This window comes from Streptomyces thermocarboxydovorans (assembly GCF_039524635.1).
In the GTDB taxonomy this organism is placed as follows: Bacteria; Actinomycetota; Actinomycetes; order Streptomycetales; family Streptomycetaceae; genus Streptomyces; species Streptomyces thermocarboxydovorans.
In genome coordinates, this window is record NZ_BAAAGU010000116.1 from 1 (window position 1) to 7,888 (window position 7,888).

The 7,888-nt window shown below is 70.5% G+C and carries 9 protein-coding genes; 4 read left to right on the forward strand and 5 right to left on the reverse strand.

Going from position 1 to position 7,888, the window contains the following annotated elements; genetic code table 11:
- Positions 1-81: 81 nt before the first annotated feature.
- The gene (locus ABD198_RS30120) at positions 82-975 is read right to left on the reverse strand and encodes an NYN domain-containing protein (protein WP_344007841.1); all 894 of its coding nucleotides are present in this window, start codon (positions 973-975) and stop codon (positions 82-84) included.
- 174 nt (positions 976-1,149) lie between these two features.
- Between ABD198_RS30120 and ABD198_RS30125 the strand changes: the two genes are divergently transcribed.
- Positions 1,150-1,305, forward strand: a complete 156-nt coding sequence (locus tag ABD198_RS30125) for a hypothetical protein (RefSeq protein WP_344007843.1) — start codon at positions 1,150-1,152, stop codon at positions 1,303-1,305.
- A gap of 22 nt (positions 1,306-1,327) precedes the next feature.
- Here ABD198_RS30125 and ABD198_RS30130 read toward each other — a convergent pair whose 3' ends face one another.
- The 3 genes from ABD198_RS30130 to ABD198_RS30140 form a co-directional block, all read right to left on the reverse strand.
- On the reverse strand, positions 1,328-1,933 hold the full coding sequence (locus tag ABD198_RS30130; RefSeq protein WP_344007845.1) for a MarC family protein: 606 nt from the start codon (positions 1,931-1,933) through the stop codon (positions 1,328-1,330).
- 64 nt (positions 1,934-1,997) lie between these two features.
- Positions 1,998-2,855 (reverse strand): PHP domain-containing protein, encoded by an 858-nt coding sequence (locus tag ABD198_RS30135; protein WP_344007847.1) that lies wholly within the window; start codon positions 2,853-2,855, stop codon positions 1,998-2,000.
- 133 nt (positions 2,856-2,988) lie between these two features.
- Entirely contained in the window at positions 2,989-3,630 is a 642-nt protein-coding gene (locus ABD198_RS30140) for a DUF6758 family protein (RefSeq protein WP_344007849.1), read from the reverse strand.
- A 174-nt stretch (positions 3,631-3,804) separates the two neighbouring features.
- Here ABD198_RS30140 and ABD198_RS30145 point away from each other — a divergent pair, with 174 nt between their 5' ends.
- On the forward strand, positions 3,805-5,028 hold the full coding sequence (locus ABD198_RS30145) for an MFS transporter (RefSeq protein ID WP_344007851.1): 1,224 nt from the start codon (positions 3,805-3,807) through the stop codon (positions 5,026-5,028).
- Between the two features lie 40 nt (positions 5,029-5,068).
- On the opposite strand, the gene ABD198_RS30150 is transcribed toward ABD198_RS30145, so the two are convergent.
- Positions 5,069-5,653, reverse strand: a complete 585-nt coding sequence (locus tag ABD198_RS30150; protein WP_344007853.1) for a suppressor of fused domain protein — start codon at positions 5,651-5,653, stop codon at positions 5,069-5,071.
- A gap of 505 nt (positions 5,654-6,158) precedes the next feature.
- Here ABD198_RS30150 and ABD198_RS30155 point away from each other — a divergent pair.
- Positions 6,159-7,274: a magnesium and cobalt transport protein CorA gene (locus ABD198_RS30155; RefSeq protein ID WP_344007855.1), complete on the forward strand. Its 1,116-nt coding sequence runs from the start codon at positions 6,159-6,161 to the stop codon at positions 7,272-7,274.
- Positions 7,275-7,298: 24 nt separating this feature from the next.
- Positions 7,299-7,817 carry a hypothetical protein gene (locus tag ABD198_RS30160; RefSeq protein ID WP_344007857.1) on the forward strand — a complete coding sequence of 173 codons (519 nt, stop codon included), beginning with the start codon at positions 7,299-7,301 and terminating at the stop codon, positions 7,815-7,817.
- Positions 7,818-7,888 lie beyond the last annotated feature (71 nt).

Here is a 7,888-nt window from a genome sequence, read left to right on the forward strand (position 1 = left end):
GCCACCTCCTACGAAGCAGCGGTCTCGCTCGCGTCATTCCTACTCTGGGCAAGATCCGTTTGAAGACGGACCCTAGTACTGCTAGTACTGGGCCTGCAAGTGGTCCCAGAAGCCGTCCCGCAGGGCCCGCCGCAGGTCCGCCTGGCCGCGCAGGGAGTACTGGAGCAGGCCCTCGGCCTCGACCAGCAGGTCCTGGTCGACCGGGCCGGGCAGATAGGGGTGGCCGGGGAGCAGCTCGAGGAGGGAGTCGCGGCCGCGGGCGGCGAGCCACTTCGCGGCGATCTGCGCACCGACGAACCGCACGTCGTCGCGGGTGGGCCGGGCGAGCGCGGGCTCGTAGGTGGCCGGGGTGCGCCGGGTGACGTAGGGCTTGAAGAAGTCCAGGTCGAAGGTGCGCTGGCTGTCGACCTCCCACAGCAGCGGTTCGGCCTGGTTGCGGCCCTCCGGGGCCTCGATGCCCCACAGGTGGACCCGGGCCCCGTAGCCCTGGGCGGCCTCGACCGCGGAGACCAGGTCCTCGTCGCCGCCGAGCAGGGCGGCGTCGCTGATGGCGCGGTGCCGGGCGAGTGACTCCAGGTCGCTGCGGATCAGGGAGTCGACGCCCTTCTGCTGGTTGTTGGCGTTGAGGTTGCCGAGGCGGACCTTGACGTCCGGCAGTTCGGCGATGGACTGCTGCTCGGCGGTGTGGATGCGGCGCCGGGCGCCGTCGTACCAGTAGACGCGCAGCAGCCTGCTGTCGGCGAAGATGCTGCGGGCCCGGTCGATCAGCGCGTCGATGAGTCCCTCGGCGTCGAGGTCGAAGGCCCGGCGGTCCTCGGTGCCCGCCACGAGCCGCCCGGCCGCCGCGTACAGGTATCCGGCGTCGACGAAGATCGCGTGTGTGGAGGGCGTCTTCGCCACCTCGGCGAGCATGCGTTCGAGCAGCTCGTTGGTGCGGTCGATTCGGGCACTCAGGGCCGCGAGGTCCTCGTTCATTGCCTCCATTGTCCCGGCGGTCACGCTGCGAACACAACCGGTCCCGATCGGTCTCGTGCGAAACACTTACTGACCAGTATTTAGCGGATCGAAAATTTTCCTTAGCGTAGGGAATGTTTGCATCGCACAGTTCGTTGCACAGGTACGGAAACACTCACGAACGAGAGGAGCCCTGTGCGCTTCGAGATCATGCGACTCGACGACACCGACGGCACGCCCGTGGACACCACCATCGTGGATGCCGCGTGCGTCAACACCATCGTCCAGCAGGCCGCCGCCATCGGGCAGCGCCTGTGGATCCGCCCGGCCGAGCTGCCCACCGCCTCCTGACGAGGGGCCGGCCGCCCCGGGGTCAGGCGCCCTGGATCACCTGGGTGACCCCGTTGATGATCTGCTGCACGGCGATCGCGGAGAGCATCATGCCCGCGAGGCGGGTCACCAGCACCACACCGCCGTCCTTGATGACCCGGATGATCAGCAGCGAGTAGCGCATCACCAGCCACAGCACCACATGGATGGCGACGATCGCCGACCACACCGACACCTGAGTGGCGACGGAGTCGGCCTTCTGGACGGCGAGGATGACCGAGACGATCGCGCCGGGCCCGGCCAGCAGCGGCATGCCCAGCGGCACCAGGGCGACATTGACGTCCTTGGTCTGCTTAGGCTCGTCGGTCTTGCCGGTGAGCAGGTCCAGCGCGATCAGCAGAAGCAGCAGTCCCCCCGCGATCATCAGCGCGGGCACCGAGACATGCAGGTAGTCGAGGATCCGGTGGCCCAGCAGGCCGAACACGGCGATGACCCCGCCGGCCACGCAGACGGCCTGCAGGGCCATCCGCTTCTGCACCTTGCCGGGCCGGCCGGAGGTCAGGGCGAGGAAGATCGGGGTGATCCCGGGGGGATCCATGATGACAAAAAGGGTCAGGAACAGAGAGCCGAAGACGGCAGCGTCGAACATGAGTGCCTTGCTGAGGGATGAACGAGAGGTGCGGTGGACGTGAGGGCGTGGGGGGCGGGGGCGCTCAGGCCCCGCCGGTCCCCGGCACCGGGAACGCGCCGGTCGCCCGCCGGGTGATCTCGCCGTACACCTCGGGGTCCGTCATGAACTCGCCGAGCACACAGGTCTTGCGGCTGCCGTGGTAGTCGCTGGAGCCGGTGACCAGCAGGCCCAGCTCCTTGGCGAGGCCGCGCAACCGGGCCCGGGTGTCGGGGTCGTGGTCCATGTGGTCGACCTCGATGCCGTCCAGACCCGCCTCGGCGAGGTCGGCGATCGCCGACTCCGGCACGGTCCGGCCCCGCTTGGTCGCGGCCGGGTGGGCGAAGACCGCGACCCCGCCAGCGTTCTTGATCAGCCGCAGCGCGTCGAAGGGGTTGGTCTCGTGCTTCTCCACGTAGGCCCGGCCGCCGTCGGCCAGCCAGTCCTGGGTGAAGGCGTCGTTGACGCTGGGCACGACGCCCAGCTCCACCATGGCGGTGGCGATGTGCGGGCGGCCGACCGACCCGTTCCCCGCGATCCGGGCGACCTGCTCCCAGGTGACGGGGACGCCCAGCGCGTTCAGCTTGGCGATCATGCTCTTGGCGCGCGGCACCCGGTCGTCCCGGACCAGCTCGCGCTCGGCGAGCAGCGCCGGCTCCTCGGGGTCGAAGAGGTAGGCCAGCATGTGCATGCTGATGCCGTCGAGCCGGCAGGACAGCTCGGCCCCGGTGACCAGCGTGAGTCCCGCGGGCAGCACGGACAGCGCCTCGGCGTGCCCCCGGGTGGTGTCGTGGTCGGTCAGCGCGATGACGTCGAGCCCGGCGGCGGCCGCCTTGCGGACCAGGTCGGCGGGCGTGTCCGTGCCGTCGGACGCGGTGGAGTGGGTGTGCAGATCGATACGCACGACGCAGTACTCCAAGCGGTGGACGGACGGATGAGGACGCTTCAGGATAACCGGATTTTCACCCACCTCTGTCACACCCGAACCAGGCCTGCGCCCCCTACACACCGCCCGGGGTCCGGAGTGACGCCTCTTCTCAGGTCTCCAGCAGGCGCGGCGACAGCGCCCCGCAGGGCACCAGCTCCACCTCGGCCCCGGCGTCGCGCAGATCGGTGAGGACCAGCTCGTCGTACATCAGCAGCCCCGACTGCTCGGGCCACACCACCGCCCACAGCCACATCCCGAGGGCCTCGCCGGCGAACACGGCACGGTCGTCCGGGGTCTTGGAGACATGCCAGAGCGGGGTGGGGCGGCCGGCGGCCAGCACCTTGGTCTCGGCGGGCTTCTCGACATTCAGGAACGGCCCAGGGTCCGGGCCGTCGATGCCCGCGTAGCGGGCGCCGAGTCCGACGCCGAGCTCCTCGGCCACCAGGATCAGCTCGCCCATCCCCCCGAGGGGCCCGGGCCCGGTGCAGGCGACGGCGGTGGCGCGCCCGCCGCTGCGGTCGTCGCCCGCGCTCGCCACCCCCGTGAACAGCCAGCCCACGGGCAGCGGCCAGGGCATCCACACCGGGACCTTCGTGCGATGCACCACCACGTTGAGTGCCTCGACGCTCGGTGGCAGCACGGGCTGAAGGGGATGCACGGTGCCGTGCACATCGCACTGCCACGCATCGGAGAAGAGGCCGGGAGCCCGGACCCGGCCACCGCACTTCGGGCAACTGGGTTCGCCCCTCATAGAGCCCCACGATCCTAGCTCTGCCGCGCCACGTCAAGGACGATCACCCGACCGGGGAGAACCGGGCAGCGAACCACACCCCGGCCTAGATATATGTAGCTTGCATTAATTAGCCCCGCTAACTTAATGTGTGCATCTGCCATCTGCCCACGCCGCGGGATTGGAGCACTCCTGGTGGATGCCTTCGAAACGGGGGCCTCAAGCGTCCTCAAGCAGCCGGGGGCCGTGTGGGCGACCGCCGGCGCTTCCGTCGTCGCCTTCATGGGGATCGGCCTGGTCGACCCGATCCTGCCCTCCATCGCGCAGGGCCTCGACGCCTCGGCCGGACAGGTCTCCCTGCTGTTCACCTCGTACTTCCTCATCACGGCGCTGGCCATGCTGGTGACCGGCTTCGTCTCCAGCCGGATCGGCGGCCGCAGGACCCTGCTGCTCGGCCTCGCCCTGGTGGTGGTCTTCGCCGGCCTGTCCGGCACCTCCACCTCGGTCGGCGAACTGGTCGGCTTCCGGGCCGGCTGGGGCCTCGGCAACGCGCTGTTCGTCTCCACCGCCCTCGCGGTCATCGTCGGCGCGGCGGCCGGGGGCAGCGCGGCGGCGATCCTGCTGTACGAGTCCGCCCTCGGCCTGGGCATGGCCTGCGGCCCGCTGGCCGGCGCGCTGCTCGGCGACGCCAGCTGGCGCTACCCCTTCTTCGGCACCGCCGTGCTGATGGCGGTCGGCTTCCTGTGCATCACGGTCTTCCTGAAGGAGCAGCCCCGGCCCGCCCGCAGGACCTCGCTGCTCGCCCCGCTCCGGGCGCTCGGCCACGGCGGTCTGGCCTCGGCGGCCGTCTCGGCGTTCTTCTACAACTACACGTTCTTCACCGTGCTGGCCTTCACGCCGTTCGTGCTGGACCTGTCGCCGTACCGCTCCGGCGCGGTGTTCTTCGCCTGGGGCGTGCTGCTCGCGGTGTTCTCGGTGATCGTGGCGCCCCGCTTGCAGCGGCGGTTCGGCTCGCTGACCGTGCTGGGCGGCTCGCTGGTGCTGCTCGCCGCCGATGTGCTGGTGCTCGGCTACGGCGGCCACACCACCGCCGTGGTCTGCACGGTGCTCTCCGGCGCCCTCATCGGCGTGAACAACACCGTCTACACCGAGCTGGCGCTGGGCGTGTCGGACGCCCCGCGGCCGGTGGCGAGCGCCGGGTACAACTTCGTGCGCTGGTTCGCGGCGGCCGCCGCGCCCTGCTTCGCGCCCAGGATCGAGGAGTGGACCGATGCGCACATCCCGTTCGTGGTGGCGGCGGTCACCGCGGTACTGGGCGCGCTGGTGGTCGTCGTGCGGCGCAAGGCGCTCACCCTGCAGGCGGAGGAGCCGCAGCCGCGCCGGGCCACCGAGGACGGGGCCGCGGTGCTCACCAACTGAGCCTCTCGCGGCCGGAGTTGGTGAGTTTGCTCACGCCGGCTCAGTCCAGCGCGACGGACCTGCGGGCCGGATCCCGCAGATCCGTCCCGCTGCTCAGCCAGCGTTCCTGAAGCGCCTGGGCCCCGTGCACCCGCTTCCAGGCGGCCTCGTTCGGAGTCATCGGCAGCAGCGGCAGGAACCGCACGGGGTCGAGCGGCTCGTCGAGCTCCAGGTCCTCCACCAGACCGCCCGGCTCGGCCACCAGCACCGAGGTGAACGGGGCGCCCGGCCACAGCGGTTCCCCGACGTCGAGCGAGGCGCCGGGCGCCACCACCACGCCCTCGACCTGCGGAGAGGCGGCGAGCACGGCGAGCGGACGCAGCACCTTGTCGGTGTCCGCGACCCCGGCGCGCACCGACAGCACCAGCTCGGCGCGCGGCCCCTTCACCGGGTCGGCGACCATCGCGGTGGGGTCGGTCATGGGGTGCGCGGACATGCCGAGGGTGGCGTAGCGGACGATGTCCCCCTCGCTGAAACGGAGCACCTCGATGCGGTCCGTGCCGAGGAAGGTGACCGCCGCGCGCGCGTCCGGTTCGCCCAGCGCCGTACGCAGCCGGGCTTCGACCAGAGGAAGAACATCAGCCATGCGGCGAGCATAGAACTCGTCAGCTACGGGCAAAGCGGCGCCTTGACACACCGGTCGGCTGATACTCTTGGTCGGTCGGGGCAGCACGCAGAAGCGTCGCGGATTCGAGCCCCGACGCCTGTGCGACTCTCCCCGTCTGAAGGGGAATCCCCCCAGGGGATGTGTGGATCGTCCCTCACGAGGGACCGGCCGGAGGAGGTGAGGCTGACATGGACCGAAGTCGACCGTGCAGTATCACCCGCTCTTCCGGCGACGCCTGATGTAGCCGTTTCCTTCCTGGCTGCCACCCCTCGCATGCGCGTTCTTCAACGGAAGAGCACTTCGTTTCGTTCTGTCTGATCTGCCCCAAGCTGTATCAGCGACGAAGCTCGCCGCCGCGACGGTGCGGTGCTCCCCGCTTTGTGGACGTGCCAAACATCCGCAGTTCACGGACGTCCTCATTCCGGGTTGTTCCAGCCGTCGTACTGGCGCGCCTTTCGTTGCCCCGTCTGCGAAGGAGACCGCCATGTCGATGATTCGCGACCTGCGCGCCGTGGTCCGCCCCTCCCGTGTCTCGCTGCGCAAGGACAGCGCCCCCTACGAGACTCCCTGCGAGGGGGCCCGGGCCACCGCCGTCGTCGACTGCGCCGTCTACCGGGACGGGCGGCGGGTGGCGACCGAGGGACCGCTCACCCCGCAGGAGGCGATGCGCCTGGTCCGCCGCGACGGCGGCTTCGTGTGGATCGGCCTGCACGAGCCGACCGAGGACGAATTCGCCGGAGTGGCCCGCGAGTTCGGGCTGCACCCGCTGGCCGTCGAGGACGCCGTCCGGGCCCACCAGCGGCCCAAGCTGGAGCGCTACGACGACTCGCTGTTCACGGTCTTCAAGACCGTCCACTACGTCGAGCACGACCGGCTCACCTCCAGCAGCGAGGTCGTCGCCACCGGCGAGGTGATGTGCTTCACCGGCCGGGACTTCTTCATCACCGTGCGGCACGGCGGCCAGGGCTCGCTGCGCGCCCTGCGGCACCGCCTCCAGGACAACCCCGAGCTGCTGGCCAAGGGCCCCTCCGCGGTGCTGCACGCCATCGCCGACCACGTCGTCGACGGCTACATCGCGGTCGCCGACGCGGTGCAGGACGACATCGACGAGGTCGAGACCGAGGTGTTCTCGCCCGGCCGCAAGGGCACCCCGCGCGGCACCGACGCCGGGCGGATCTACCAGCTCAAGCGCGAGGTGCTGGAGTTCAAGCGGGCGGTGGCGCCGCTGCTGCGGCCGATGCAGCTGCTCAGCGAGCGGCCCATGCGGCTGATCGACCCGGAGATCCAGAAGTACTTCCGGGACGTCGCCGACCACGTGGCCCGGGTGCAGGAGCAGGTCATGGGCTTCGACGAGCTGCTCAACTCCATCCTCCAGGCCAATCTCGCCCAGGCGTCGGTGGCGCAGAACGAGGACATGCGCAAGATCACCTCCTGGGCGGCGATCATCGCCGTCCCGACCATGGTCTGCGGCGTGTACGGCATGAACTTCGACCACATGCCGGAGCTGCACTGGCGGTACGGCTACCCGATGGTGCTGACGATCATCGTCACCATCTGCTTCGGCATCCACCGCACGCTCAAGCGCAACGGCTGGCTGTGAACGCCCGCTCGATAGGCTGAGCGCATGACGAGCGAGCTGCTGGAGCGGGCCCTCATCGAGGAGGCCACCAAGAAGTCCGGCCTGGTCTGGGTGCGGGCCGCCGGGGCTCCCGCCGCCCGTGCGCTGTGGCATGTGTGGCACGAGGGCGCCGCCTGTGTCGTCGGCGACGGTCCCGGGGAGCAGCCGCTGCCGGGGCTCGTGGACGGTGCCACGGCCGAGGTGACGGTGCGCAGCAAGGACAAGGGCGGCCGGCTGATCTCCTGGACCGCGAAGGTGGTCGAGCTGCCCGCCGGCGGCGAGGAGTGGGCGGCGGCGGTCGCCGAGCTCAAGGGCAAGCGGCTGAACGCGCCCGACGGCGAGGCGATGCCCGAGCGCTGGGCCCGCGAGTGCAGGGTGCTGCGCCTGGAGCCCACCGGCGAGACCGCGCCGCTGCCCGACGCTTCCCTGGCCGAGCCTCCGCTGCCCTCCCCTGCGATTACCCGCCGGCCGATCCCGGCGGCCTTGCCGAAGCTGCTGGCCCGCAGGAGGCGCAAGCGCGGCTAGGTGTGCTGTTCGGAGAGGTTGGTGACGCGGCTGGCTGGTGGGCGGCCGCTGATGCCGGTGTGGGGTCGGTG